Raw genomic sequence first — 25,279 nt, 5'->3', positions numbered from 1 at the left:
CGGGTCGCCCGCGGCGGATTCGACTCCGGATGCGGCGGCCGGCGTCGGGTCGCCCGCGGCGGATGCGGCGGCCGGCGACACATCGGGCCGCGCAACCGGCGTCCGGCCGGGGACCCCGTCGGCTCGTGCCGCGCCATCGGGCGGCGGATTGCGCACGGGACGGTGGGCGCGGTTCACGGCCGCGCGCGTGATCCGCGCCTCCTCGTCGGTGCCGCCGGAGAGCGCGTAGATGTAGCTGAGGGTGGCGTTCAGGCGCTTCATCGGCTGTGCCGCGAAGTCGCTGTGCCGCGCCACGCCGTACCCCACCTCGGGAAGCGCGATCTGCAGCAGGATCGCCCGCCCGGCCCCCGCGAGCAGCACGCTCTCGGGAGCGATCTCGGCGAGGCTCGGCATGCTGCGACGCTAGCACCGCCCGCTGGACGGCCGGGTGACGACGGCACCGCGGCACGGCCGTACCGCGTTCGCGGCGGCACCCCGCCTCGGCGGTAATGCATCTCCGTCGCACCGCACCTCGGCGGCACCGGATCTCCGTGGCACCGGATCTCCGTGGCACCGCATCTCGGCGGCACCGCAGCACGACGGCACCGCACCTCAGCGGCACCGCGGCACGACGGCACCGCACCTCAGCGGCACCGCGGCACGACGGCACCGCACCTCAGCGGCACCGCGTCGACCGGCCCCGGGTCATGCAAAACGAAGGAGTTTCTCAGCGCCACACCGGCCGACACCGGGGGCGCCCGGCGCGTCGGCGAAGAACTCCTTCGTTTTGGATGGTGGAGTCACCGCATCCGCATCCGCATCCGCACCCCGTCACGAAACGCGCCTGCCCCGCCGAGGGTGCCGGGGACGGCTGGCGCCCCGGCTGGTCGTAGCCTGGAGGGATGACGCAGCATCCGGAGCCCGCGGCCGAGTCGCTGGAGCAGCGCGTGTGGGACGTGATCGTCGTGGGCGCGGGCCCGGCCGGCAGCACCGCCGCCCGCCGCGCGGCCGAAGGGGGCGCCTCGGTACTGCTGCTGGACCGCGCCGCCTTCCCCCGCTACAAGACCTGCGGGGGTGGTCTGCTCGGCGAGTCGCTCGCGCTCCTCCCCGACGGCGCACGCGCCACCGTCGAGTCCCGCGTGCGCGAGACGGTCTTCACCGATCGTTTCCGCCGCCGCTTCGTGCTCCGCCGCCCGCAGCCGTACCTGGCCATGGTGCGCCGAGCCGAATTCGACCAGGCGCTGGCCTCGGCCGCTCAGGATGCCGGGGTGCGGTTCGCCGACGGCGTCACGGTGCGCTCTGTGGCCGTGTCGTCGACGGCTGCGACACCGGATGACGCATCCGCACCGCCGCCGCCCGTGTCGTCGACGGGGGCGCCGCTGGATGATGCAGTCGCGCCGTCGCCCGTCGCGAGCACCGGCTCGGTCGGCGCATCCGTTCCTCCGGTCACTCTCGTCACGACCGCCGGAACACTCCGCGCCCGCGTCGTGATCGGCGCCGACGGCACCGGCGGCCGCATCGGCCGCTACGTCGGCGTGCAGCCCGGAGGCGTCGACCTCGGCCTCGAAGACGAGGTACGGATGCCGGACGGCGCCGCGGCGGCGGCCTGGCGCGACCGGGTTCTGCTGGACTGGGGCGGCAGCCCGGGCAGCTACGCCTGGGTGTTCCCGAAGCAGGACTCGCTGACGATCGGTGTCATCCAGCGGAAGGGCGCTCCCGACGAGACACGCGAGTACCTCGCCGCGTGGCGCCGGCACCTCGGACTGACCGAGGCCGACGCCGAGACGCTGCACTCCTCCGGCCACCTCACCCAGTGGCGCCGCCCCGGCTCGCCGCTCCGCCGCGGACCGGTTCTCGTCGCCGGCGACGCCGCGGGCCTACTCGAGCCGTGGACACGAGAAGGCATCTCCTTCGCCCTCCGCTCGGGCGGCTGGGCCGGCGAGGCGGCGGCCCGCGCGGTGGCGGCGCTCGGCGGATCCCGTCCGGAGTCCACGACCCACGCGCACCCGGCCACCGGGTCGACCGCGGAATCACCACCGGAATCGGCACGGGCCGCCTTCGATGCCGAGCTCGACACCTACCGCGCCCGGGTCGAAGCCGTCCTGCAGCCCGAACAGGTGGCGGGAGCCGGCATCCTGAGCGCCTTCGAACGCCACCGGGGCCTCGTGCACACGCTGCTGCGCACCCCGTTCGGTGCCCGCTACTTCGTGCGCTTCTGCCGCGGCGAGACCACGCTCGCCCGGGTCGCCCGCCACCGCTCCGTGCAGCGAGCGGTGCGCCTGCTCGGCGCGAGCGCGGCGCCCTAGCGCGGCGCGATGGAGAGGGTGGGGGTGACCGGCGCCGCACCGGACGACGTGAGCTGCACGCCCGCCGTCACGGCCTGGCCCGGGGTGACGGAGGCCGCCCAGTCGGCGCCCGTGCACGTCACGGTGCCCGACGCCACCGTGCAGTCCATGCCCCAGGCGTTCACCACGCCGGTGGCGGTGGCATCGGGCCAGGATGCCGTCCAGCCGGCCGCCGATCCGCCGCGGTTCGAGACCGTCAACTCGGTCACGTAGCCGCCCGGCCACTCGCTCTGCAGGTCCCAGCCGGCCGACAGCTCCGCGAGGGAGCCGGTCTCGCCGGGCACGACGATCGGCCCGGGGTTGCGCGACGAGGCCGATCCGGAGATCTTCGACGGCGCCGCCGACGAGCCCGGCGTCGGCAGCGGCGACGCCGGAACCGGCGAAGGCGACGCCGAAGACGAAGACGGAGGCACCGGCGTGGCGGAAGGCACCGGATCGGGCGACGGCACCGGCACCGCCGAGTGCGGCGCCACCGCGCTCCCCGCGCCCAGAAGCGGCCCGAGCGCCGCCACCTTCTCGGCCTGGGGAGTCACCCAGTCGTCGTGCACGATTCCGCCGGTGTCGCCGCTGTTGGGGTTGAACGACCAGTACGAGAAGCTCATGCCGTTCGTCGCCAGGTACGACACGATCGTCTCGAACCAGGCGCGATCCTGATCGGTCTGCAGCTTCGAGCCGAACTCGCCGAGCAGCACCGGAGCCACGTTCTGCTTCGCCAGGTAGCCCCAATTCTCGTCCCAGACGCCGGGCAGGTTGGCCGGGTAGTCGGCGGCCGTGAACCAGCTCTGCGCATAGATCGAGGCGGGGTAGTCGTGCGGCGAGTAGACGACCCGGTCGGGCACCGCGAGCGACACCGGCGCGGAGCCGGCATCGCGCAGTCCGCCGCCCCACCAGGTGAACGAGCCGTCGCCCTGCTGCTCCACGCCCTCGACGATGATCAGCAGTTCGGGGTTCACCGCGAGCACCGCATCCCCGGCCCGCGTGGCGGCGGCCTGCCAGTCGGTAGCCGGATCGCCGCAGCCCCAGCAGGCCTCGCCATGCGGCTCGTTGTGCAGGTCGAAGCCGATCACGGCCGGCTCGGCGGCGTAGCGCTGGGCGAGCATGGTCCAGTCGGCGATCCAGGTGGATTCGGGGTACTGCGCCGTGTACCAGAGCGCCGACTGCGCACCCGAGTCGGGCCGGTGCCGGTCGAGGATGACGCTGAGCCCGTACGACTTCGCCGTTTGCACGAACGCGTCCATCAGCTGCAGCGGCGTGAGGCCGGCGAGCCCCGGGTTCACGGCGGCGTTGATCGAGTTGCTGGCGACCGCCGAGAGGCACTCGTTCGAGTACGGCAGGCGCACCGTGTTGAAGCCCATCGAGGCGATCTGCGCGAGCCCGGCGTCGAGGCTGATCGACCATAGCCCGTGCGGGGCGCAGTTGCCGGTCTCCATGCCGAACCAGGCGATGGCCTTGATGACGTAGGGCGAGCCGTCGGCGGTCTCGATGGTGGCACCGTCAGTGTGCAGCCAGCCGGGCAGGCCGGCCGCGAGGTCGTCTCCCGGTGCGGCGGTTTCCGTTCCGCTCCCGGTGCCGGCCGGATCGGGCGTGGTCGCCCCCGGAGCCGCGGTCGAGGGGGCTGCTCCCGGTTGCCCGGCTGCGGCCTGTCCGGCACCGGCACCGGGCTGCCCGATGGGGGTGTCGCTCGCGACCCCGGTGTGGCGTGGCGCCGGGATCGGCGTGGGCGTCGGGGTGGAGGCGGGCGCGGGGGCGGCGGCCACGAGGCCCACCAGCAGCGCGAACGCGGCGGCGGCCATCGCGGTGCCGCGAAAGGCGCCCCTCAGACTGCGTCCCACCCTCGCCCTGCCTTCGTCCCGGTCGTCGCTTCCGAACCCTAACATCCTGCCCCTCTGCGGATGCTCCGCCACCGATCGCGAGGCTGAGACGACCGGTCGCTAGACTCGCGCTGTGCTCCTGCTGGCCGACCTCGACAACACCCTCATCGACCGGGACCGCGCGTTCCACAGCTGGGCCCGGGAGTTCGCCGCCGAGGTCACCGGCGGCACCGGCACCCCTGCGTGCGAGGCCGAGTCCGAGGCCGCCGCCCGCTGGCTGATCGAGGCCGACGCGAGCGGCTACGCCCCGCGCCCGGAGCTGGCCGAGCGCATCCGCACCCGATTCGGTCTGCACGATCCCGTCGAGGCCGTGCTCGAGCGGCTGCTCTCCGGGTTCCTTCCCCGCATCGACTTCTACCCCGGCGTGCAGCAGCGTCTCGTCGACCTGAAGGCCCGCGGATCGGCACTCGTGATCGTGACCAACGGCGTCGTGCGGCAGCAGTCCCGCAAGCTCGCGCAGACCGGGCTCGACGAGCTCGCCGACGCCTGCCTCATCTCCGAGGCGGTGGGCGCCAAGAAGCCCGATCCGCAGATCTTCGCCGAAGCACTGGCCGCCATCCCGAGACGATCCGGTGACGCCGCGCCCGCCCCGTCCGACGCCTGGATGATCGGCGACCACCCCGTCGCCGACATCGCCGGGGCTCGCGCCGCCGGCCTCTCCACGGCGTGGGTTAGCCACGACCGCCCTTGGACAGAGCCCTGGCTGCCCACCCTGACTGCCGCCACCACCGCCGAAGCGCTCGACCTTCTCGCCACCCGCCCCTGACGGGCCGCCGCCCCCACCGCGCCCCCACCCCATCGCGACCCCGCCCCACCGCGCCGCGGCACCCGGTGTGCCGCCGGCAGGCCGCCGGGCCCCCATCGCCCGGTTGCGGTCCCTTCCGGATGTGGTCGCGTTCACTCCAGCGATTCTCAGCGCACGCTCCGCCACTATGACCGAGGTCGGCGTGTCACTCGCTGGAGTGAACCGCCCCGGCGCGGGGCAGAAGCACAGCGTGGGGTCGGCACCCGGGCACGCAACAAGGCCCGGTGACACGATGGGAGCATGTCACGCTTCGACGACAGCAGCACCGCCCTCTCGTTCGGCCAGGCCGTGGCGGCCTACGAGCGCGGGCGGCCGGGTTACCCCGACGACGCGGTGGAGTGGATCCTCTCCCAGGCTCATACCGACGGCCGGCTGCCCGACGTGGTCGACCTCGGCGCCGGCACGGGCAAGTTCACCGCCTCCCTGCCGGAGCGCTCGCACAGCGTCACCGCCGTCGAACCCGATCCGCAGATGCGCGAGCGGCTCGCCGCGCTGCTTCCCACGGTCACCGCGGTCGACGGATCCGCCGAACGGCTGCCGCTCGACGACGCCTCCGCCGATCTGATCACGATGGCGCAGGCCTGGCACTGGGTCGATGTGGCGAGCGCGTCCCGCGAGGTCGCCCGGGTACTGCGACCCGGCGGCGTGCTGGCACTCGTCTGGAACGTGCGCGACGAATCGGCCGACTGGGTGGCGCAGCTCAGCCGGGTGATCGGCACCTCGATCGCGGAAGAATACGAGACGGTCGTCCCGCCGCTCGGTGCGCCTCTGGAGCGCGTGGCCCACGCCGAATTCGGCTGGACGAACGAGCTCGACCACGGCGGCCTGGTCGCCATGGTCGCCTCCCGCAGCTACGTCATCGCGATGAGCGACGCCGACCGCGACGAGCTCTTCGCCCGCCTCGAAGAGCTCGTGCGCACGCATCCCGATCTCGCCGGCCGCACGACCTTCGCGCTGCCGTACGTCACCCGGGTAACGATCGCCCGCGTCGGCGCGGAGTAGCAGGCGTAGCACCGCGGAGCTCTGCACAGGCGCGGAGTAGCATCGCAGGGTGCCTTCGATCAGCCTGCAGCGCCCCGAGCGGCACACCGTCCTCCGCTCCTTCGCCGGGCACCTCGGGGGCGACCCGGATGCGGCCTTCCGCGGCCTGGTGGAGCAGCTGGGCGATCGCACGCCCGCGGAGTCCCTGCTGGTCGACGAGGCCGCACGCACCGCGATCGTGCAGGGCGAGTGGTGGTACCGGGGCGAGTACACCGTGCGCGAGGACGATGAGGGCGTGCTGGTGGAGTACGAGATCGTGAACGTGGCTCCCACCCTGCACTGGGCCGGCCCGATCGCCGGCCGCTCGGCGATCCGGGATGCTCCGCGCACCTTCCAGGCGCTGCTCACGGCGATCGCGTGAGCGGCGGCAGCGGCAACCCCGGCAGCGGCAGCGGCAGCGCCAGCAACGCCAGCGGCAGCACCGCCCGCCGCACCGGCGTCGGCCTCCGCTCCGAGCGCGGCCCCATCCTCGGCGCCCTCATGCTCTCCACCGGGCTGGTGGCGATCGACGCCACCATCCTCGCCACCGCCGTCCCCTCCATCGTCGACGACCTCGGTGGCTTCGCCTCGTTCCCCTGGCTGTTCTCCATCTACCTGCTCTCCCAGGCCGTCTCCGTTCCCATCTACGCGAAGCTCTCCGACAGCCTCGGCCGCAAACCCATCATCCTGATCGGCATCGGGCTCTTCCTGGCCGGCTCCGTGCTGTGCGGTCTGGCCTGGAGCATGCCCGCCCTGATCGCCTTCCGCGCGCTGCAGGGCTTCGGCGCCGGCGCCGTGCAGCCGATGTCGATCACCATCGCCGGCGACATCTACAGCGTCGTCGAGCGCGCCAAGGTGCAGGGCTACATCGCCAGCGTCTGGGCCATCTCCTCGGTGATCGGCCCCACGCTCGGCGGGGTGTTCAGCGAGTTCCTCAGCTGGCGCTTCATCTTCTTCGTCAACGTGCCGCTGTGCCTGCTGGCGGGCTGGATGCTGCTGCGCCGATTCCACGAGAAGGTCGAGCGTCGACGGCACACCATCGACTACGCCGGTGCAGCGCTCTTGGCGGTCGGTATGAGCGCCCTCATCCTGGGCCTGCTGGAGGGCGGTCAGGCGTGGGAGTGGGCGTCGCTCCCGGGGATCGGGGTGTTCGTCGTGGCAGGCCTCGCCCTGCTGGCGTTCGTGCTGGTGGAACGGCGGGCCGCGGAGCCGATCCTGCCGCTCTGGGTGTTCTCGAGGCGCCTGCTGCTCACCACGACGCTGCTGAGTCTCGGCATCGGCGCCATGGTCACCGGACTCACCTCCTACGTGCCCACCTACCTCGAAGGCTCGCTCGGCATCACGCCGCTGCTCTCGGGCCTCGCCCTGGCCGCGCTCACGCTCGGCTGGCCGGTGAGCGCCTCCCAGTCGGGCCGCATCTACACCCGGATCGGCTTTCGCGGCACGGTGCTGATCGGCATCGGACTGGCCGTCGCCGGCACCGTCGCGCTGGCGGCGACGTCCGTCACCCCGTCGGTGATCACGGTCGCGATCTGCTGCTTCGTGATCGGAGCCGGCTTCGGCTTCGTGGCCTCGCCCGGCATCATCGCCGCCCAGTCGAGCGTGCCCTGGAACGAGCGCGGCGTCGTGACCGGCGCCAACCTGTTCGCCCGCTCGATCGGCAGCGCGGTGGGCGTGGCGGTGTTCGGCGCCATCGCGAACGGCATCCTCGCCGCCAGCACCGGTGATCCGGCCGGCGGCGTGCCCGATCTCGACCTGCTGAGCCCCGAGGCGATCATCGCCGCGGCCGGCGCGGTGTTCGTGGCGGTCGCGGTCTGCGCGGTGCTCTCGATCGCGGCCGCGGTGCTGATGCCGACGGCGCGCGTCGAAGACCTCGAGTTCGGCGACTGAGCCCGCCGCGGCATCCGTCGGGTGACGGTATCGTGGCCTCATGCCGGACTCGCCAGGCCACCCCGCGCGCCGCCGCCGCTTCTCGATCAACGCCGCCTTCGACAACCTGTTCTTCGTGGTGGCCGGCGCCTCCTCGGTGTGGCTCGCCTACCTGGTGCTCTCCGAGGGCTTCACCGCCGGCTGGGCGCAACTGTGGTTCTACATCGTGTTCTGGGTGCTGGTGGCCTACATCGCGCTCCCCCGCCTGCACCGCATCCTCACGAACATCTACGTGCCGAACTACTTCATCGGCCGCACGCGCACGAGCGACGGCCTGCTCGGTGACCCGGTGAACCTGGGCCTCCTCGGCTCCGAGGAGCAGCTGCACACCGCCATGCTCGCGGCCGGCTGGACGCGGGCCGACGACCTCACGCTCCGCAGCGCCAGCAAGATCGTCGCCTCCACCGTGCTCCGCCGCAGCTACAACGAGGCACCGGTGAGCCCGCTGATGCTCTTCGGTCGCAATCAGGACTTCGCCTACCAGCAGGAGGTGAAGGGCAATCCGGCCAAGCGCCACCACGTGCGTTTCTGGCGCTGCCCCGAGGGCTGGCTGCTGCCCGGCGGCCACTCCACCGACTGGCTCGCGGCCGGCACCTACGACCGCGCGGTGGGCTTCTCGCTGTTCACCCTGCAGATCACGCACAAGATCGACGAGAACACCGACGTGGAGCGCGATCACATCGTGGCGACGGTGACGGATGCCGATCCGCTGGCCACGGTCACGGTCCTGCGCGACTTCGCCACCGGCTACCACTCCCGCAACGGCGGTGGCGACACCATCGTGACCGACGGCGACCTGCCGATCATCGACCTGCGCGCGATCACGCCGACGGATGCCGCCTACCGCGAGAGCGCCGCCCCGGTGCCGACGCCGCACACCGCCGCCTCGGCCTCGCCGTCGGGTGCGCTGCTCGCCTCGGACGCCGCCTCCCCGCTCGCCCAGAAGGCCGTCAGGCGGCCGGCGCCCACCGTCTTCGGTGCCGTCGTGGTGCTCGTGCGTGCCTTCACGCCGATGCTGCTGATCGCGGCCGTGCTGCTGGACTGGAACACGGTGCGCGACGCGATCACGATCGACGACGGCGAACCCCTGCTGACGGATGCCATGGACGGCCGCGACGCCACGCTCTGGATCCTGATCGCCTTCGCCGCCGCCTTCGCCCTGGCCGAGGTGCTGTTCGGGCTGTTCGTGTTCTTCGGCAGCAACGTGGCGCGCATCGCGGTGATGACCTTCAGCACGATCAATCTGATCATCGCCGCCTTCGAGCACTTCAGCGGCCACCAGGCGATCACGCTGGGCACGAACCTGGTGGGGGTGTCGCTGGACATCCTGATCCTGATCGCACTCTCCAGCGGCCGGGCGCGCGACTTCGCCCGCCGCCCGCGCGACAAGAAAGCCAGCCGCGCGGCCGTCTGAACGACCTCGCGGCTGACGAGTGGATGGCGGGGCGGGCCCGCGGAGGAACGGCCGGTCAGGCCGCGATCATCGTGAGGCTCATCCCCGCGATCGACACGGCGACGACGGCGCTGACGATGGCGACGTTGGACAGCAGGCCGTCGGGAAGACGGCGGCGGGCGGTTGCGAGGCGAACGGCCTCCATCGCCTGGGTGCGATCGCTGAACGATCCGAAGTCCTCGCCGCGGGATCCGCTCGCGAGGAAGTGACCGTCGGCGTACTCCACCATGCCGGCGTACTCGCCCTGACGGTTGGCGATCCAGAGCTGCGACTCGGGGTTGGTCCAGCTGAGCGGCACCGAGGTGACGCGATCCGTTGCGACGCGTTCGGGGGTGATCTCGGTGACGAGAGCCATCTCTGTTCCTTCCACTTCCTTGACTAGTTGTTAGAAAGACTAGCCAATAAAGTTCACACGCGAGAAGGGGTTGCGCCGGGTGCCCGGGGGCGCTAGGCGGATCGCTCCGCCGTGTCATCCGGAACGCTTCCGGCCGGCACGCGAACGGTGAGCCCGCCCGCGTCGATCCAGGTCTTGAGGGCCACGGCCTGCCCCACGCCGTCGCCGTCGAGCTCGATCTCCTCAGGCCGGGAGAGCCGCAGCACCAGCTCGCTACCCGTGAGGTAGTTGAGCGCGCGCACCTCTTTGGTGAGCCCCATCAGCCGGCGGCCGGCGGCGGTGCGCCGCAGCACGCCGTTCTCCCAGAAGATCTTGACCATGATCTGCACCCAGCCGATGACCCCCTCCGGTCGCAGGATCACGATGTCGAACCGGCCGTCGTCGACGGCCGCATCCGGAAGCAGCAGGATGTTCGCCGGCAGCGAGCCGCAGTTGCCGATCATGATGGTGTGCGCCCGCACTGCCTTGTTGCCCTTGTTGTCGAGGTTGTAGCGGATGCGCAGCTGGTTCTTGTCGCGCAGCACTTGCCCGATGGCCTTCACATAGGCGAGCCAGCCCACCTTCGCCTTGAGCTCGTCGTCGGTGGCCGCGAGCATCTTGGCGTCGAGGCCGAGCCCCGCCATCACCAGGTAGGCGTGCTTCGTGACGGAGTCGTCCTGGTGCCGGATGCGGATCAGCCCGAGATCGATCGCGCGGTCTTCGCCGCGGAACGCGGTCTCCAGGGCGTTGGGCACATCGTCGAGGGTGAGATCGAGGTTGCGGGCGAGCAGGTTCCCCGTGCCCGAGGGCAGCAGGGCGAGAGGGACGCCCGAGCCGTGCAGGGCCTCGGCGACGATGCGCACGGTGCCGTCTCCGCCGGCCGCGATCACGAGGTCGGCCTTCTGCTTCAGGGCCTCGGCGGTCTGGCCGGCACCCGGATCCTCCTCCGTGGTCTCCAGCCAGAGCGTCTCGCCCCAGCCGGACTCCTGCTCCTCGTGGGCGACGGCGGTCTTCAGCGCCTCGAGATCGACCTTGATCGGGTTGTACACGAGCGCGGCGCGGCGGGGCGGGTTCATGCCCGAGACGGTACCAGGGCAGCGCCCCTCCCGCCCGCGCCCGGCGAGGCGGGCGAGAACTCCTTCGTCGTGGACGGGGAGCTCACCTAGGGTGGGTTCGGTGGACAGCGCAGCAGGGGGCTCGGGGCCACGACGCGGGGTGGCCGTCGCGGTGCTGGCGGGCTTCGCGGTGCTCGTCGTCGCGGCCGTCGTGGGTGGTGTCGCACTGGGTGGCGGGTGGATGTCGCAGACCGCCGCCGAGGCCGAGAGCACTCCCGGTGGAACGGCCGATAACACTCCGGGTGGAACGGCCGCCGCACTCGCCGAGCCCGGCACCACTGCTGCACCGGTCGCGAGCCTGCCCGATCCGGCGTGGGCGGCCGGGGTCGCTCAGTCCACGGGCATCCCCGTGCGGGCCCTGCTCGCCTACGCGGGCGCCGAGATCCGTCTGCGCGCAGAGCAGCCGGGGTGCCACCTCTCGTGGAACACGCTGGCGGCGATCGGCTTCGTGGAGTCGGAGCACGGCACGCTGCACGGCGGCGCGATCGGTGACGACGGCCGAGCGACCCCGCCGATCATCGGCATCGCCCTGGACGGCGACGGAGTGGAGGCGATCGCCGACACCGACCGCGGCACCCTCGACGGCGACCCGGTGTGGGATCGGGCGGTGGGGCCGATGCAGTTCCTGCCCTCGACGTGGGGGTTCGCCGCGGCGGACGGCGACGCCGACGGCATCCGCGACCCGCACGACATCGACGACGCCGCACTCGCCGCCGGGCGCTATCTCTGCACCGGCGGGGTCGACCTCCGCGACGATGCGGCCTGGATCGCGGCGGTCGGCTCGTACAACTCCTCGATCGACTACAACAACCGGGTCGCCGGCGCGGCGGATGCCTACGCGGCGGCGTCGGGCGGCTGACCCTCGAGTACCGCGGCCCACCGCACCGCACCTCACCTCACGCGAGCGCGGGGAACTCCGGCCCGAACAGCGCCTCGAGGAATCCCGCGGTGCGGGCCTGATCGCCGTCCATGAACGCGTTCACGGCCGAGCGCGCACTCGAGGCCGCCCGTTCGATCGGGAACTGCGCCTCCAGAGCCCTCCCGATCGAGGCGGCGGGCCGCACCGCCTGCACCTGGCTCGGACTGCTCGGATCCGGTGCCGGCACGAGCCCGTCGGCGGCGAGCGCCTCCCAGATCCAGCAGACGTCCCAGAGCAGACTGAACGAGCGCTGCTGCAGGGCTTGCCGGATGGCGAGCGTCTCGAGGTAGTACGAGGAGACCGGCACGGCCTGGCGGTGCTTCCAGGCGAGCAGCAACCGGATGAGCGCGCGCACCGATCCGTCGTCGTCGATGCGGTCCAGCAGCACGGCCCGCGCGGCAGGGCGGTGGCGCACCCAGCGGTGGGCGGCATCCGCGACCCAGAGGGTGTCGGAGGGGCCGGCCGACGACGCCCTCGCCGATGGTCCCGCTCCCACTCCCCCGCCTGCCGGAGCCGCTTCGAAGGCGGGGATCAATCGGATGCCCGGGGCCCCGATCCGCTCGATCACCAGCGAGTCGCCGCCCACGACCCGGGAGGTCGCGACCACGGCGGGCACCGCCTCGGCGGGAAGAGCGGTGCGCAGCAGCTCGGCCGCCCGCCCGACGCCGCGCGGCCGGGCGCCGGCGAGCACCACCATCACATCGACGAGGCTGTGTCGGCGAACGGCCGTGCCGTGGGCGTAGGATCCGGCGTCGACGGTGCGCAGTACCCGGCCGTCGGCCGGCAGCGCCTGCAGCACGGTGCGACGCAGGTCGTGCGCCTCGACGAGGTCGTCGGGCCCGGGCCGGAGCCCCGCGTCGAACCGGGCGAACGCCTCGGCGATCTCATCGGGCACGTCTGCACCTCCCGGAGACTCTGAAGCGACCTTGGCCCGAATCTACTCCTGGACAGGCCGCGGAGTCATCGGCAGCGGCGCCGAAGGCCCTGCGGCGCACCGGCCAGGCGGTCAGCGCTTCTTGCGCCGCGCGGTGCGGGCGTGCTGCTGATCGGCCAGCTCCCACAGGTCGATCTCGCGCAGTCGCCGCATCCGCACCTCGCGCTCGGCGAGGTACTGCTCGTCGACCACGACGTGCTCGGCGGCGCCGGTGACGTCCAGGCGCGCCGCGACCTCGCGGCTGATCTCCTCCCAGGCGCGCACCCGGGCGTCTTCGACCAGTTCGGCGACCCGCTTCGGATCGTCGGCGTCGGCCCGGGCCTGTGCGGCCACGGCTTCGTAGACGCGACGCCGGGCGGTCAGCAGGGCGAGGTCGCGGGCCTTGTAGTCGTGTTCGTGCCGCGCCGCTCCGTGTGCCGATCCGGCGTTCTCGCTCACGTCTTCGGCGTGCTCGATGTTGCGGTCTTGTTCGCGGGCGATCTCGTGCAGCTCCTCGCGGGCCATCACGGCCGCCGTCGCCGTGTCGAAGGGCAGGTCGTCGCGGAGGGCGGCGACGATCAAGCGGTTCTTGAGCGCGAGCACGACGGAGAAGCGGGCGATCGAGAGACCGTCGGCGATCGCGGCCTCGAGTTCGTGCGGCGGCAGCGGCTTGGCCTGGATCTCCTCGCCCGTGCCGAGCCAGCGAGGTGCTTTCACCTTCGCCTTCTTGTCTTTCTTGCCCTTCTTGGCCTTCTTCTTCTCCTCAGCCACGGTGCGCCTCCACGGGCATCAGGATAGCCGTTCCGCCGGCGGATGCGCCGCCCCGGGCGCGCACAGGCGCCCGCGCAGCCAGCCCGCCGCATCCGCCGGCACCAGCCGGCCCTCGGTCACCAGGCGCGCGAACTCGATCGCGGCGTCGCTGAGGCGCCCGTCGGGAGTGTCGGGCCGATCGCGGCCGATGTGGATGGAGCCCCAGCGGGCGAGGCGGGGGCCGATGCGAGCCGCCACGGCCACGATCCCGCCGAAGTGCCGCGCCTGCCCACGGGTGCTGTCATCGAAGGGGGCCGCGAAGCCGGTACCCGGGAGCCGGTTGCGGCCGCCGCGGATGGCATCCCAGGCCCAGAGCGGGCCGAGCCGGATGCCCGCAGTCTGCCGTCCGACCTCGCGCAGGTAGCCGCGCGGGCTGCGCTCGTGTCCGTCCGGCGCGCCCGCGAGCCGCTCCAGCAGCGAGCAGAGTTCGGCACAGGCATCCACCTCTCGAGCGTAACCCTCTGCGCTGCGGCCCCCTTCAGCCGGTAACTTTCGCATTGAGAAAAGTTTCACGGTATGCAAGAATCGTGCCGTGCCGACGATCGAATCCCCCACCGCCACCGAGGCGCCCCCTTCGGGCACCGGCCTGCGCGAGCGCAAGAAGCGGGAGACCGCGACGGCGATCGAGATGGCCGCGGTCGACCTCGTCGCCCGCCTCGGCCTCGCCGACGTGACCGTCGAGGCCATCAGCGCCCAGGCCGGCGTCACCAGTCGCACCTTCTTCAACTATTACGCCGGCAAAGAGGATGCCGTGCTCGGCCACTCGCGGATGTTCCCGCCGCCGAGCCTGCAGCGCCTGGAATTCCGGCCGGGGGTCGCCATCCTCGATGCCGTGATCGACGCGCTGCGCGACGAGTTCGCCGCGTTCGACTTCGGCACCAAGGAGTTCCAGGCCAAGCGGCGCGCGATCCTGGTCGCACACCCGAACCTGCTGGTCAGCAGCTTCCAGGCGCTCGACGGCATCGAGGTGGACTTCGCGCTGCAGATCGAGCGCCTGCTCGGCGACGAAGGCGTGGTGCCGGCCGCCGAACGGTCGCGGGAGGCCTGGGCTCTCGTGATGCTCGTCGGCGGCGTGCTGCGCCTGGCCATGCACTCGTGGAGCCAGGAGGAGCAGTCCGGCCATCCGCTCTCCGACCACGTCGACATCGCCCGCGCCACGATCCTGGCGGCCGCTCGGCGCGAGTAACCCTCGCCACGTCCGCTCCATCCGCTCCCCCCCTTTCCGCTCCATCCGCCCCGCTCTTTCCTCTTCCGATCCATCCGTTCCCCGCTTCGAGGCCCTACCCGCTCTCCCGCTCCGCCGCCCCACCTGCTCTCCCGCTTCGCTCTCCGCCACTCCCTTGCTCCCCCGAACCGATCGAGGACACCCACTCATGACGACTTCCACCACCGACGCGGCCGCCGCGGCCGCCTCCGAACCCGCGGGCGCGCCTCAGCCGCCCGTGCTCACCAAGCGCCGCGTCAACCTGATCTTCGGCGCCCTGATGGTGGCGATGCTGCTCTCGGCGCTCGACCAGACCATCCTCGGCACCGCGCTGCCCACCATCGTGGGCGAGCTCGACGGCGTGAACCACATGCTGTGGGTCGCGACCGCGTACATCCTCGCCTCCACCGTCGTGATGCCGGTCTACGGCAAGGTCGGCGACCTGATCGGGCGCAAATCGCTGTTCGTGATCGCGCTCTCGATCTTCGTCTTCGGCTCCATCATCGGCGGCTTCGCGAACTCGATGGAGTGGCTGATCGCCGGTCGCGCCATCCAGGGCCTCGGCGGCGGCGGACTGATGATCCTGTCGCAGGCGATCATCGCCGACGTCATCCCCGCCCGCGAGCGCGGCAAGTACATGGGCTTCATCGGCGTGGTCTTCGGCCTCTCCTCGGTGGCCGGCCCGTTGCTCGGCGGCCTGTTCACCGACACGCTCAGCTGGCGCTACGCCTTCTGGATCAACGTGCCCCTCGGCATCGCCGCCATCGTCGCGGCCGTCGCCTTCATCAAGCTGCCGAAGATCGTGAACGCCGTGCGGCCGAAGATCGACGTCGCCGGCATGGCCACCCTCGCGCTGGCCGCGGCCGGGCTCGTGCTCACCGCATCCTGGGGCGGCACCGAGTACGACTGGAACTCCCCCGTCATCATCGTGATGATCATCGTGACGGTGCTCTCGGCTCTGGCGTTCGTGCTGATCGAGCGCAAGGTCAGCGAGCCGGTCATCCCGATGTCGCTGTTCGCGAACCGCAACTTCACGCTCACCACCCTCGGCGGTCTCGCGATCGGCATCTCGATGTTCGGCGCCATCGGCTACATGCCCACGTTCCTGCAGATCGTGAACAGCGTGAACGCCACCCAGTCGGGCTTCATGCTGCTGCCGATGCTGGCGGGCCTTCTGATCACCGCGATCGGCGGCGGCTTCCTGGTCACCAAGACCGGACGCTACAAGTGGATGCCGATCGTCGGTTCGCTCGTCATCGCGGGCGCCCTGGTGCTGTTCTCGACCATGCGGGCCGACACGCCGCTGTGGCTGATCCTGTCGTACCTCACCATCCTGGGTCTCGGCATCGGCCTCGCCATGCAGGTGCTCGTGCTGATCGTGCAGAACTCGGTGCCGCACAGCCAGGTGGGAACAGCGACCGCGGGCAACAACTTCTTCCGCGAGATCGGCGCGTCGCTCGGATCGGCGATCGTCGGCTCGGTGTTCGTCGCCCGGCTGACCGACCAGCTGGCATCCGGAGCCGCGTCTCTCGGCACGGCCGGTAGCGCCCTGCCCACCGACACGAACGCGCTCACCCCGGCCGCGATCAACGCGCTGCCGCCGGAGATCCACCAGTTCATCGTCGAGGCCTATGCGAACGCACTCAGCCCCGTGTACCTGCTGCTGGTGCCGCTCATGCTCGCGGCGGCCCTCATCCTCTGCTTCGTCAAGGAGATCCCCCTGGCCACCACCACGGTGCAGTCCGAGGCGTAGCCCCTCCCTCCCCCCTCGCGGGCGGGAGGGCGCCACGAGGGGCCGAGTGCGCCTCAGCGCCAGGAGAGTCGCAGCCCGCCGAGGGTGGAGAAGACGGTATCGGCCGAAACCAGCACGGCGTTCTCGATGATGGCCTGAGCGGCGAGCATCCGGTCGAAGGGATCGCGATGCGGCCACTCGAGCTGACCGGCCACGAGCGAGTGCTCGATCGTGATGGGGAGCTCGCTCGCACCCAGCGCGCCCAGGTACCGGGGCATCGCGGCCAAGAACGGTGCGGCTTCGGGAAACCGGCCCGACCGTACCTTGATGCCCATCTCCCACGGCGTGACTGCGGAGACGAGGAGCTCGTTTCCGGAGTCGGTGACGAGTTCTGTGGCGACCGCAGGAATGCGACTCGGGTCGCGCACCGCCCAGAAGAACGTGTGCGTGTCCAGCAGCACGCGCATCAGAGACCCCAGGCGGAGAGGTCGTCGTCGCCGAGTGGTTCCCAGAACGCGTCGGGGAGGTCTGCTCCGGGAGCGAAGCCGAGTTCTCGACGCGGGGCCGGTTCGACTGCCCTCAAGACGGCGACGGGTTTACCGCTGCGGGCGATGATGAAGTCGTCCCCCCGCTCCACGCGCGCCAGGAGCTCAGAAAGTCTGGTCTTGGCGTCTTGGACGTTCACCATCTCAGTCATGTTGACCAAGTTTAGTTGGTCAAGTCCTAGTCCCACCAGAACGTCCAGTGATCGAGTCCGACGAGATTCGATACATAGGGTCCGATCCCGCCCGTGCCGTGGAACTGGCTGTCGTATCGGCAGAAGTGAAAGTGCTCCCGGGCGACCAGCCGAGCTTCGGCGAGGGTTCGAGGCGGTCGAGTGACGCTCAGCTGCAGGGTGCCACCCCAGGCGGAGTGCACGTACGCCCCGAAGCGCGTCTGCCACGACTTCAGCACGACGCGCGCGTCGGCGCCGAGCATGCCGGCGTTCATCGCGCCCGACCATCCGAGCTCAGCCAGACAGTCCGCCGGGTCGGCGACACTGACCAGTGCCAGTGGCCCGGGATGGGGATGGTCGGCGATGCTCGACAGGAGGGCCAGATCCGTCGATCCCTCACCGATGGAGAGCTCACCCGACCGATCGGCCACGACGCCACAGGCGAAGCAGTAATCGTCTTCTTGGATCGACCCTTCATCTCGCCCGTCGAGACCGAATTGCTCTCGAAGGGTCTCACAGGCGGCGCGTTCATCGTGCCGCCAGAGGTGATGGACCTCCCACGGCCGACCCCGATGCTCGCCGGCGAAGTGGATCGGCCACTGACCCGTGGTGGGAAAAGCAGCGGCGAGCGCACCCCAGGTCGATCCCGGTTCAGCGAAGGTGAGTGGAGGTGGGGTGTAGGAATCACTGGTCATGCGCCGAGGCTAGGTCGGCTCGTGCATCCGGCTTTCGAATTCGAGCAGGGTGTGGACAAGCCCGCGAAAGAACGCACCTGTGGAGAACTCTCGCGTCGCGATGAGACGCGATGCGGCTCGGGAGCTGGTCGGTCGAGTGGTCATCGGTCCCAGCGGTCGATCAGGCGGGCGGGCGCCAGGAGGGGTCGCGGCCGATGAAGCCGAGGAGGCGGGTGACCGGGTCGGATGCGGCGGGCACCTCGACGCGCGGGCCGTACTGGCCGGACGAGCGGATGAGCTGCTCCATCGGCTCCATGCCCTCGACCAGCTGGAGGGCGAAGTCGGGGTCGAGTCGAGCATCCTGACCCGTGGCGGCGGCGAGATCCCAGGTGTGCATGAACACGTCGGCCGTGTAGAAGCGGTCGATCGCGTCAGCCAGCGGGAGCTCGCCCGTGTGCGGGTTGCGGAACATCCGCTCGGCCGTCTGCGGGTCGTCGAGCACCGACTGCACAGAGTCGGCGTGCACGCGCCAGGCCGCCACGGGGTCGTCGTCCACCGACGGCCCCGCCAGCAGCACGATGCCGCTGCCGCTCGCCAGGAACTCCGGGAACCACCCGGTCAGATGCCGCACCACGTCGCGCGCCACCCACCCCTCGACGGGAGCGGGAGCATCCCAGGTCCCATCGACCGCCCGGGTGAGCGCACCGAAGCCCTCGGCCACGACGCGATGGCGTTCGGCGGGCGATACGGGGAGCATGCGCCCAGGGTAGTCCGCATTAGTTCGCGGCGAGTAGGAACTACTCATGTTCTCTCTGAGCATTCCTCGAATACCGTGAGGTTTGCGCGTCACCCCCGCGCCCACCTGACCTGCGCACACGTCGCCGGTCGCGACCTGAGGAGACCCATGACCACCGATACCGTCCAGCACCCGATTGCCGAGACCCGTTCCGCCCTGCAAGGGCGCGTGAACCTGCGCGTGCGCACCATCGCCACGTCCGCTCTGGCCGTGGCGTTGATGGCTCCCGCCGCGGCCGTGGCCGTGGCAGCACCGGCGCACGCGCTCGATCCGTTCCCGCGCGACTACGCCACCTGGCACTATGTCGACACGACGAGCGGCAGCGCCTGGAAGCTCACCTCCGATCAGGCCGGCGACATCTGGTACGCCGACGACAACACGGAGGAACTCGTGCGCATCGCTCCCGGGGTCGCCGGGTCGACCGCCTTCCCGCTCGGGCTCACCGACACGCGCACGGTATCCATGGCAGCGACGCCGGACGGTCACATCTGGCTCGGCGACGCCGGCCCGGCCGACAACGTGATGCGACGGCTCGACCCCACCACAGGCATCGTCGACACCTTCCCGCTCGCCGGGCGTTTCCCCAGCGCGCCGGAGGACATCGCCGTCGACGAAGTCGGCAACATCTGGTTCGGCGGCTGGAACGGAGCCAGCGACCCGGGTCTGACGATGATCCGCCCCGACGGGAGCTCGTCGACCGTGGCGAGCCCCAGCGGGCACATGATCGAACAGATCGCGGTCGCGCGCGACGGCCGCGTCTGGTTCACCCAAGACGCCTCCTCCGAGTTCACGGTGTACGACCCGTTCGCCAAGACCTACACGACGGTGTCACTCGGCGCCGTGGCTCCGACCGGTATCTGGGGTGCCATCGATGTGCAGGTCTCCAAGAGCGGCGACATCTGGGCCGCGACCAGCACGGGAGTCGCCAAGATCGCTCCCGACGGAACTCTGCTCATCGTGAAGGCCTATCCGACCCGAGCACTCCCCGTCACGCCCCGGTCGATGGTCGCCGGAGAGCACGCCGAGATGTACATGACCGACGGCGAGGGCGGCCTGGCACGCTTCGATTCGGCGGGCAACACCACCTTCTACGCCGCACCGTTCTCTGCGCACGACTCGTGGAGCGTGGCGGTCGACCGGTTCGGCGGGATGTGGACCACGCTCGACGGCGCCCACCTCGGCTGGGTCTGACGCCCCGCGCCCGCAGACCCGTACCCACCTCACGGTGATTCGCCGAAATCCGCCCTCAGTGTTCGAAATGGGGTCGGATTTCGGCGACTCGCGCAGAAGTCGGGCGGGACAGCGCGGGTCAGGCCGGGGTAGGCACCTCGGCCTCTACCGGCACGCGCGGGTAGCGCTCGAAGAGCTTGTCGAAGACGGCGTGACGGTCGAACTGCAGGGCGTAGGCCCGCGACTCCTCGGCCCAGGCAGCGCGCTGCTCGGGGGTGGTGTGCAACACGGCGCGGTCGATCGCTTCGGCGATGGCATCCGGATCGTTCACCGGCACCACGAGCGCGTGGTCGCCGATCGCTTCGCCGATGCCGCCCGTGAGCGTCGTGATCACCGGGCCGCCACCGGCGAGCATCTTCTCGGCGAGGGCGATGCCGAAGGTCTCCACGAACTCCGGCCGCGGCTTCGACGGCAGCACGAACGCCGCGCAGCCCGCCATCAGGTACGGCTTCTCGGCATCGCCGACGTCCTCCAGGAAACGGATGCGGTGGGCCAGCGGCGAGGCGGCACCCAGCTCTTTGAGCGCCTCGGCCTGCGGCCCCCGCCCCGCGATCACCAGCGGGATCTGGGTCGTGCGCCCGATCTCGCTGCGCTCGAAGCCGGCGATCAGGTCGTCGACGCCCTTCGCATCCGTGAGCCGGGAGAGGAAGAACAAGTACCCGTCGTCGACGAGCCCCCGCCGGTCGAGCTCGGCGGCCTTGGCGGCCGGGTCGAGGTCGAGGTACTGCGCCGCGTCGATGGCCGGGTACGAGACCACGATCCGCTCGCGGCACTGCGCCGCGAAGCGCGTGCCGTGCTGCTCGTCGACCCGCTCGGCCTCACTGATGATGAGGTCGCGGGTGTACTCCGACACGGCAACGCAGTGGTCCTGCGACAGGTACGACGAGAGGATGTGCGCGGCCGCGCCCAGGCGGCCCTCCTCGACCGCGGTGCGCACCACGTTCGTGACGTCGGATCCGACCGCCTCGGCGATCGTGGTGACGTTCACCGGCAGTCCGGTGCCATGCGCCGCGCGCACCGCATCCGCCACCGCGATGGTGTGCGGGCTGAGGTAGAGCGACAGCGCGACGGTCGGCACGCCGTCGGTGAACAGCTCCACCAGGCGGCCGGTGATGCCGGCGAGGTAGCGGCCATCCGGCACCTTGTAGTCGCCGACGGGCCCCGGGCGCTCGACGATGATGCCCTCGCTGTAGGGCAGCACGGTGTCCAGCGGCTTGAGCGGCAGACCGGCCGCCTCGAGCCGCTCGATCGGCCAGGTGACGATGCGCACCTCGTCGAAGCCGCGGGTGAGGGCGGTCTCGGCGAGGTTGCGTCCTTCCACGGAGTGGCCGCAGATGACCGGATCGGCGCGCACCACGATGACGAGACGGTTCTTGACGGTGTTCATGTGCTCTCTCCTGGGGTTCGTGGCGAGGGGGCCTCGGAGGTGGATCGGGGGCGCGAGTCGGATTCGGCGATCGGATCGGCGGGGAGCGGATCGGCGGCGGCTTCCGGGCGAGGGCCAGGGTCCGGTTCCGGCTCCGGCTCCGGCAGGGTGCTGCCCACCGGATCGGCGGCATCGGTGACGATGCGCGGTTCGGGCTGGCCGTCTTCCTCGGCGAGTCCGGGTTCGGAGTCGTCCTCGATGCCGGCGGCGGCCTCGAGCGCGGCTTCCACCCCGGCGGCGGCCTCCACCGCCTCGACCTCGGAGCCGAACGCCGCGGCCGCTCCCGCCTCGGCGGGCGTCACGGCGGCGGCCCCGGACGCGCTCGAGACCGGGGCGGGCCCGTGCGAGGGCGGAACCTCCACGGTCCCCCATCCGCCGGGCGTCGGACCCAGCTCGAGCACGAGCTCGCCGCCCCCGTGGAACTCCGCCCCGCTCAGCCAGCTGCGCTCCAGCGGCGCCCCGTTCAGTCGGGCGCCGAGCACGTACTGCGCCGGCCCGCCGGCGAACGGCTCCGCGAAACCGCGCGTGCGCACCGTGAAGGTGCCGCCGCCCACCGCGATCGACGACTCCGCGAACGAGGGCGCGTTGATCAGCACGATGTTCTGCCCCGCCACCGGGAACAGCCCGAGCGAGGCCCACACGTACCACGAGCTCAGCCCGCCCGAGTCGTCGTTGCCCGGCAGCCCGCCCCGCCCCGTGCCGAACTGCTGGTGCACGATGTCGTGCACGATCTCCGCGGTGCGATCCGGCCGGCCGAGGTAGTGGTACGCCCAGGGCGCCTCCATGTCGGGCTCGTTGTTGAGCCCCTCGAAGCGGCCGAGCGCGTATCCGGCGAGCAGCTCATCCGCCCCCGGCTTGTTGCCCGGCTGCACGACGGCCGGAGCCCCGTAGCCGAAGAACGCGTCCAGTTGCGCCAGGAACTTCTCGGGCCCGCCGCTCACGCCGATCCGCCCCGCCATGTCGTGCTGCAGGCGGAACGAGTAGTTGTAGCGACTGCCCTCGTAGTAGGTGGAGTCCTTCAAGAGACCGGATGCGGGGTCGTACGCGTTCACCCAGCGCTCCGCGAGCGCCTCGAACTGCACGGCGAGCGCGTTGTCACCCACGTGCCGGGCCACCTTGGCGGTGCACCAATACCCATAAGCGATATCGAGGGTGTGGCTGATCGGATGCGCCTCCCCGCGCAGCAGAAACTCCTCGCCGTAGGTGCGGCGCAGGTCGTCGCTCATGTGCACGAGCGCCCACTCCCAGTCGACGCCGGGCAGCCCTTGCTGGCAGAGGTCGGCCAGGAAGGTGTGCGCGAGCGCGCTCCCCTGCCGCGAGAAGCGGTCGCCGCCGCGGGCCAGGCGGTAGCCGATCGGGAAGTTGCCCTCCTCCTCGCAGATGGTCAGCAGCGCGTTGGCGAGCTCGACCGCCTTCTCGGGCTGCAGTGCGGTGAGCAGCGGCAGCTGCGTGCGGTAGATGTCCCACATGGTGGCGATGTCGTAGGCGAAAGCGCCGTCGGCGGGCCAGAACGGGCTCTCCGAGTTGGCGAAGCTGGGCTTGATCAGCGAGTGGTAGAGCGCCGTGGCGAACACCGTCTTGCGCTCGGGGCTCGGCGTCTGGATCTCGATCGTCTTCAGGTGCTTCTTCCACGTCTTGCGGGTGCGCTCGCGCCGCGCTTCGAAGCGCGCCGGGCCGGGCCCGCAGTCGGCCCGCAGGTTCGCCTCGGCCTGCTCGACGCCGCGCATCGAGAAGCCGATGCGCAACTCGACCGTCTGGCCGGGCTCGCTCGGGCCCGCCCACATCAGGCCGAAAGGCCGCAGCGTGGTGGGCCGGATGTGGTCGAGCGCGAGCTTGGTGCCGCCCGGCATCAGCCTCCGGTCGTACCAGAGCATCTGGCGCCACTGCGGGGTGTCGCACTCGATGTGCACGGCGATGGGGGCACCCTCGGCCACCACGTAGCCGTTGGCCACCCCGGGCGCCACGGTCTCGATGTTCGCCCGGAGCGGCACGGTCGCGCCGTACGGGATCGAGAGCCCGCCCATCGAGAAGTCGATCACGATGCGGGCGTTCGGATGCCTCGGGAACGTGTACCGGTGCACCGCGCTCTTCGGTCCCACCGTGATCTCGGCCGACACCCCGGAGTCGAGGGTGGCCGAGTAGTAGCCGGGCGCCGCATCCTCTTCGGTGATCGGCCAGGTGCGGCCGAGCACGTCGAGCGGCTCGATCATCGGCGTCACCCGGAAGTAGTTGTAGTACTTGCGGATGGCGCCCGTACCCGACTGCTGGAAGTGCGTGAACCCGGATGCCAGTTGCTCGTCGTGCAGGGTCGAGGGCACGCCCTCGAGGCTGAGGTCGTAGCGTCCGTAGCCCGTCGGGTAGGCGCCCGAGTAGGCGCACGCCGACACCATGCCGAGGGGGTAGGTGGCTCCCGGATGCGTGTTGCCGATCTGCGGTTTGGGCCACCACCAGGTGGCGGCGAGGCCGGTCTGCGGGGGCAGCGCCGTGACATCCGTGCCGATGAAGGGGTCGACGCGCTCGATCATGCGGCTGTCCTCTCGGCCAGGTGGGGTTCGGGCAGATGGGCTTCGGGCAGATGGCTGGCCGGTGTCTCGGCCGGCCGGCCGACGACTACCCGGCCTGTGACCTTCGCGGGACGGTAACCCCGGCGCGCGACCGCGCGGTGAACGAGCGGTGTCTGCTCGGTGAACCGGCGGGAGGGATGCTCGGTGCGGGATTCCATGGGGCTCCTCTGGTGATCTCGGTGGATCTCGGTCGGTCTACGGGGGCGGGGCGGTCAGCAGGGCTGCGCGTTCGGCCAGATAGGGCTCGAGCGGGGTGAGCGCGTGCTCGCCCGCCTGTCTGCTCCAGCGCACCATCAGCACGCCGTCGCGTTCGGCGAGCAGACCCTGGGCTCGGTCGTGACCGTGACCGTGGCCCCGGATGCTCGCGCCGTCGAGCGGAATCGGTGTGGTATCGAAGTTCACGGTGTCGCCCTCGGCGAACTTCGCCTGGAACGCGGCCCGCCGGTAGTCGCGGCGCTCTTCGGCGCGGGCGGACTGGTTGGTGACGCGCCCGGGTTCGACGGCGCGGGTGACGGCGCCGATCGTGTGCAGGGCGCGGTGCTGATCCAGCAGCAGAACGCCGAGCCGCCAGACGCGGCCGCGCGGCACCATGATCGGCGAGCGCGCGATGCCGAGGATGGGCCGGCGCTCCTGGAAGTCGGCGAGCGCCTCGGTGCGCGCGCCCGAGGCCTCGAGCGCCTCGGCCGTGCGCTGCAGCACGGTCGCGAGGTGTGCGGCGAGGGCGTCGTCGCTCAGCGGGCCTTCCATACCCAGACGCTACCGGGCCTCACATGTCGTCGGTGTTACGGGACCCTCAGGATTTGCGTGACGCGCCCCGCCCCGCGCTCGATGCGGCCGCGCTCGCCCGCCCAGACGGTGAGGATCACGCCGCCGACCGCCTGCGCGCTGGCCAGCAGCGCGAACAGGGCGATCTGCGCATCCGGGCCGGAGAAGATCAGCAGGCCGCCGGTGGTGCCCAGTGTCGCGACGGCGGAGCCGGCCAGAGTCACGATCGCCGCCCGGGCGCGCAGTCGCCAGGCGATCGCGAGCGCTACCGCCGTGAGACCGCCGATCAGCAACCCTGCCAGCAGGCCCGTCACGCAGCCGATCACCACGGCGACCGTCGCGAATCCGGACGGCGCGCCATCGGTGAGAACCTGTTCGGGCAGCAGCAGGGCGAGGGGCAGGATGCCGCCGAGCAGCACTCCCAGGGCGGCCCCGCCCGGAATCGCCAGGAGCGCGGCCGGGGCACCGACGAGGATCGGTTCGGGCCGGATGCGCGGCCTCGGCTGTGGCGATCCGCCGGTGAGCGCCGCGGGAGGGCGGAGCGCCGGCTGACCGGCACCCCGCCCGGGGGATCCGCTCATCCGCCCGCCCGCGCTCGCGCCGCCGACAGGGCGTCCGCCCGCGCCCGTGCCGCCGGCACG

The 25,279-nt window shown here is 71.4% G+C and carries 26 protein-coding genes; 10 read left to right on the top strand and 16 right to left on the bottom strand.

The window, feature by feature from the left end:
- Positions 1 to 393, bottom strand: a 393-nt coding sequence (locus tag Q0D75_RS18595; protein WP_291056944.1) for an oxygenase MpaB family protein, incomplete at its 3' end; no start/stop codon positions are given.
- A 488-nt stretch (positions 394 to 881) separates the two neighbouring features.
- Here Q0D75_RS18595 and Q0D75_RS18590 point away from each other — a divergent pair.
- Complete coding sequence (locus tag Q0D75_RS18590) at positions 882 to 2,285, top strand: FAD-dependent monooxygenase (protein WP_291056942.1); 1,404 nt, start codon at positions 882 to 884, stop codon at positions 2,283 to 2,285.
- Here Q0D75_RS18590 and Q0D75_RS18585 read toward each other — a convergent pair.
- Positions 2,282 to 4,156 (bottom strand): cellulase family glycosylhydrolase, encoded by a 1,875-nt coding sequence (locus Q0D75_RS18585; protein ID WP_291056940.1) that lies wholly within the window; start codon positions 4,154 to 4,156, stop codon positions 2,282 to 2,284. The two genes, Q0D75_RS18590 and Q0D75_RS18585, sit on opposite strands and share 4 nt — an antisense overlap.
- Before the next feature lie 112 nt (positions 4,157 to 4,268).
- Here Q0D75_RS18585 and Q0D75_RS18580 point away from each other — a divergent pair, with 112 nt between their 5' ends.
- The 5 genes from Q0D75_RS18580 (at position 4,269) to Q0D75_RS18560 (ending at position 9,363) form a co-directional block, all read left to right on the top strand.
- Positions 4,269 to 4,961, top strand: coding sequence for an HAD family hydrolase (locus Q0D75_RS18580; RefSeq protein ID WP_291056939.1), 693 nt, complete (start codon positions 4,269 to 4,271; stop codon positions 4,959 to 4,961).
- Positions 4,962 to 5,240: 279 nt separating this feature from the next.
- On the top strand, positions 5,241 to 6,002 hold the full coding sequence (locus Q0D75_RS18575; RefSeq protein WP_291056938.1) for a class I SAM-dependent methyltransferase: 762 nt from the start codon (positions 5,241 to 5,243) through the stop codon (positions 6,000 to 6,002).
- Between the two features lie 49 nt (positions 6,003 to 6,051).
- A complete protein-coding gene (locus tag Q0D75_RS18570; RefSeq protein WP_291056937.1) occupies positions 6,052 to 6,402 on the top strand; it encodes a hypothetical protein in 351 nt (116 codons plus the stop codon).
- A gap of 119 nt (positions 6,403 to 6,521) precedes the next feature.
- Positions 6,522 to 7,910 carry an MFS transporter gene (locus Q0D75_RS18565; protein WP_291056946.1) on the top strand — a complete coding sequence of 463 codons (1,389 nt, stop codon included), beginning with the start codon at positions 6,522 to 6,524 and terminating at the stop codon, positions 7,908 to 7,910.
- A gap of 40 nt (positions 7,911 to 7,950) precedes the next feature.
- Entirely contained in the window at positions 7,951 to 9,363 is a 1,413-nt protein-coding gene (locus Q0D75_RS18560) for an LssY C-terminal domain-containing protein (protein ID WP_291056935.1), read from the top strand.
- Between the two features lie 55 nt (positions 9,364 to 9,418).
- Here Q0D75_RS18560 and Q0D75_RS18555 read toward each other — a convergent pair whose 3' ends face one another.
- Positions 9,419 to 9,757: a hypothetical protein gene (locus tag Q0D75_RS18555; protein WP_291056933.1), complete on the bottom strand. Its 339-nt coding sequence runs from the start codon at positions 9,755 to 9,757 to the stop codon at positions 9,419 to 9,421.
- 92 nt (positions 9,758 to 9,849) lie between these two features.
- Entirely contained in the window at positions 9,850 to 10,851 is a 1,002-nt protein-coding gene (locus Q0D75_RS18550; protein ID WP_291056931.1) for a diacylglycerol kinase family protein, read from the bottom strand.
- Between the two features lie 100 nt (positions 10,852 to 10,951).
- Here Q0D75_RS18550 and Q0D75_RS18545 point away from each other — a divergent pair, with 100 nt between their 5' ends.
- On the top strand, positions 10,952 to 11,749 hold the full coding sequence (locus Q0D75_RS18545; RefSeq protein ID WP_291056929.1) for a hypothetical protein: 798 nt from the start codon (positions 10,952 to 10,954) through the stop codon (positions 11,747 to 11,749).
- Between the two features lie 37 nt (positions 11,750 to 11,786).
- Here the strand turns inward: Q0D75_RS18545 and Q0D75_RS18540 are convergent, their stop codons facing one another.
- From Q0D75_RS18540 to Q0D75_RS18530, 3 genes are all read right to left on the bottom strand, one after another.
- Positions 11,787 to 12,704 (bottom strand): hypothetical protein, encoded by a 918-nt coding sequence (locus tag Q0D75_RS18540; protein WP_291056927.1) that lies wholly within the window; start codon positions 12,702 to 12,704, stop codon positions 11,787 to 11,789.
- Positions 12,705 to 12,815: 111 nt separating this feature from the next.
- Positions 12,816 to 13,493, bottom strand: a complete 678-nt coding sequence (locus Q0D75_RS18535; protein WP_291056926.1) for a hypothetical protein — start codon at positions 13,491 to 13,493, stop codon at positions 12,816 to 12,818.
- An 18-nt stretch (positions 13,494 to 13,511) separates the two neighbouring features.
- Positions 13,512 to 13,976 (bottom strand): hypothetical protein, encoded by a 465-nt coding sequence (locus Q0D75_RS18530; RefSeq protein WP_291056923.1) that lies wholly within the window; start codon positions 13,974 to 13,976, stop codon positions 13,512 to 13,514.
- Positions 13,977 to 14,064: 88 nt separating this feature from the next.
- On the opposite strand from Q0D75_RS18530, the gene Q0D75_RS18525 reads away from it, so the two are divergent.
- Both Q0D75_RS18525 and Q0D75_RS18520 read left to right on the top strand, forming a co-directional pair.
- Complete coding sequence (locus Q0D75_RS18525) at positions 14,065 to 14,718, top strand: TetR/AcrR family transcriptional regulator (RefSeq protein ID WP_291056921.1); 654 nt, start codon at positions 14,065 to 14,067, stop codon at positions 14,716 to 14,718.
- A gap of 187 nt (positions 14,719 to 14,905) precedes the next feature.
- Positions 14,906 to 16,489, top strand: a complete 1,584-nt coding sequence (locus Q0D75_RS18520; protein WP_291056919.1) for an MDR family MFS transporter — start codon at positions 14,906 to 14,908, stop codon at positions 16,487 to 16,489.
- 53 nt (positions 16,490 to 16,542) lie between these two features.
- Here the strand turns inward: Q0D75_RS18520 and Q0D75_RS18515 are convergent, their stop codons facing one another.
- The 4 genes from Q0D75_RS18515 to Q0D75_RS18500 all read right to left on the bottom strand — a co-directional run bounded on the left by Q0D75_RS18515 (position 16,543) and on the right by Q0D75_RS18500 (position 18,614).
- Positions 16,543 to 16,935 carry a type II toxin-antitoxin system VapC family toxin gene (locus Q0D75_RS18515; RefSeq protein WP_291056918.1) on the bottom strand — a complete coding sequence of 131 codons (393 nt, stop codon included), beginning with the start codon at positions 16,933 to 16,935 and terminating at the stop codon, positions 16,543 to 16,545.
- On the bottom strand, positions 16,935 to 17,165 hold the full coding sequence (locus Q0D75_RS18510; protein ID WP_291056916.1) for a type II toxin-antitoxin system prevent-host-death family antitoxin: 231 nt from the start codon (positions 17,163 to 17,165) through the stop codon (positions 16,935 to 16,937). The genes Q0D75_RS18515 and Q0D75_RS18510 overlap by 1 nt, the downstream gene beginning before the upstream one ends.
- Positions 17,166 to 17,191: 26 nt before the next feature.
- Entirely contained in the window at positions 17,192 to 17,878 is a 687-nt protein-coding gene (locus Q0D75_RS18505) for a DUF4253 domain-containing protein (protein ID WP_291056914.1), read from the bottom strand.
- A gap of 160 nt (positions 17,879 to 18,038) precedes the next feature.
- Positions 18,039 to 18,614, bottom strand: coding sequence for a TIGR03086 family metal-binding protein (locus tag Q0D75_RS18500; RefSeq protein WP_291056912.1), 576 nt, complete (start codon positions 18,612 to 18,614; stop codon positions 18,039 to 18,041).
- A 147-nt stretch (positions 18,615 to 18,761) separates the two neighbouring features.
- Between Q0D75_RS18500 and Q0D75_RS18495 the strand changes: the two genes are divergently transcribed.
- Positions 18,762 to 19,844 carry a hypothetical protein gene (locus tag Q0D75_RS18495; RefSeq protein ID WP_291056910.1) on the top strand — a complete coding sequence of 361 codons (1,083 nt, stop codon included), beginning with the start codon at positions 18,762 to 18,764 and terminating at the stop codon, positions 19,842 to 19,844.
- Positions 19,845 to 19,962: 118 nt separating this feature from the next.
- Here the strand turns inward: Q0D75_RS18495 and Q0D75_RS18490 are convergent, their stop codons facing one another.
- The 5 genes from Q0D75_RS18490 to Q0D75_RS18470 all read right to left on the bottom strand — a co-directional run.
- Positions 19,963 to 21,270: a glycosyltransferase gene (locus tag Q0D75_RS18490; protein ID WP_291056908.1), complete on the bottom strand. Its 1,308-nt coding sequence runs from the start codon at positions 21,268 to 21,270 to the stop codon at positions 19,963 to 19,965.
- Positions 21,267 to 23,834, bottom strand: coding sequence for a glycoside hydrolase domain-containing protein (locus Q0D75_RS18485; RefSeq protein ID WP_291056906.1), 2,568 nt, complete (start codon positions 23,832 to 23,834; stop codon positions 21,267 to 21,269). Before Q0D75_RS18485 ends, Q0D75_RS18490 begins: the two co-directional genes overlap by 4 nt.
- Complete coding sequence (locus Q0D75_RS18480) at positions 23,831 to 24,031, bottom strand: hypothetical protein (RefSeq protein ID WP_291056904.1); 201 nt, start codon at positions 24,029 to 24,031, stop codon at positions 23,831 to 23,833. The genes Q0D75_RS18485 and Q0D75_RS18480 overlap by 4 nt, the downstream gene beginning before the upstream one ends.
- A 37-nt stretch (positions 24,032 to 24,068) precedes the next feature.
- Complete coding sequence (locus Q0D75_RS18475; RefSeq protein WP_291056902.1) at positions 24,069 to 24,620, bottom strand: hypothetical protein; 552 nt, start codon at positions 24,618 to 24,620, stop codon at positions 24,069 to 24,071.
- A 35-nt stretch (positions 24,621 to 24,655) separates the two neighbouring features.
- Positions 24,656 to 25,279, bottom strand: a 624-nt coding sequence (locus tag Q0D75_RS18470) for a hypothetical protein (RefSeq protein ID WP_291056900.1), incomplete at its 5' end; no start/stop codon positions are given.

Origin of the sequence: Herbiconiux sp. (genome assembly GCF_023264855.1) — a bacterium.
Lineage (GTDB): Bacteria > Actinomycetota > Actinomycetes > Actinomycetales > Microbacteriaceae > Herbiconiux.
This window is presented reverse-complemented; position numbering and strand designations above follow the sequence as displayed.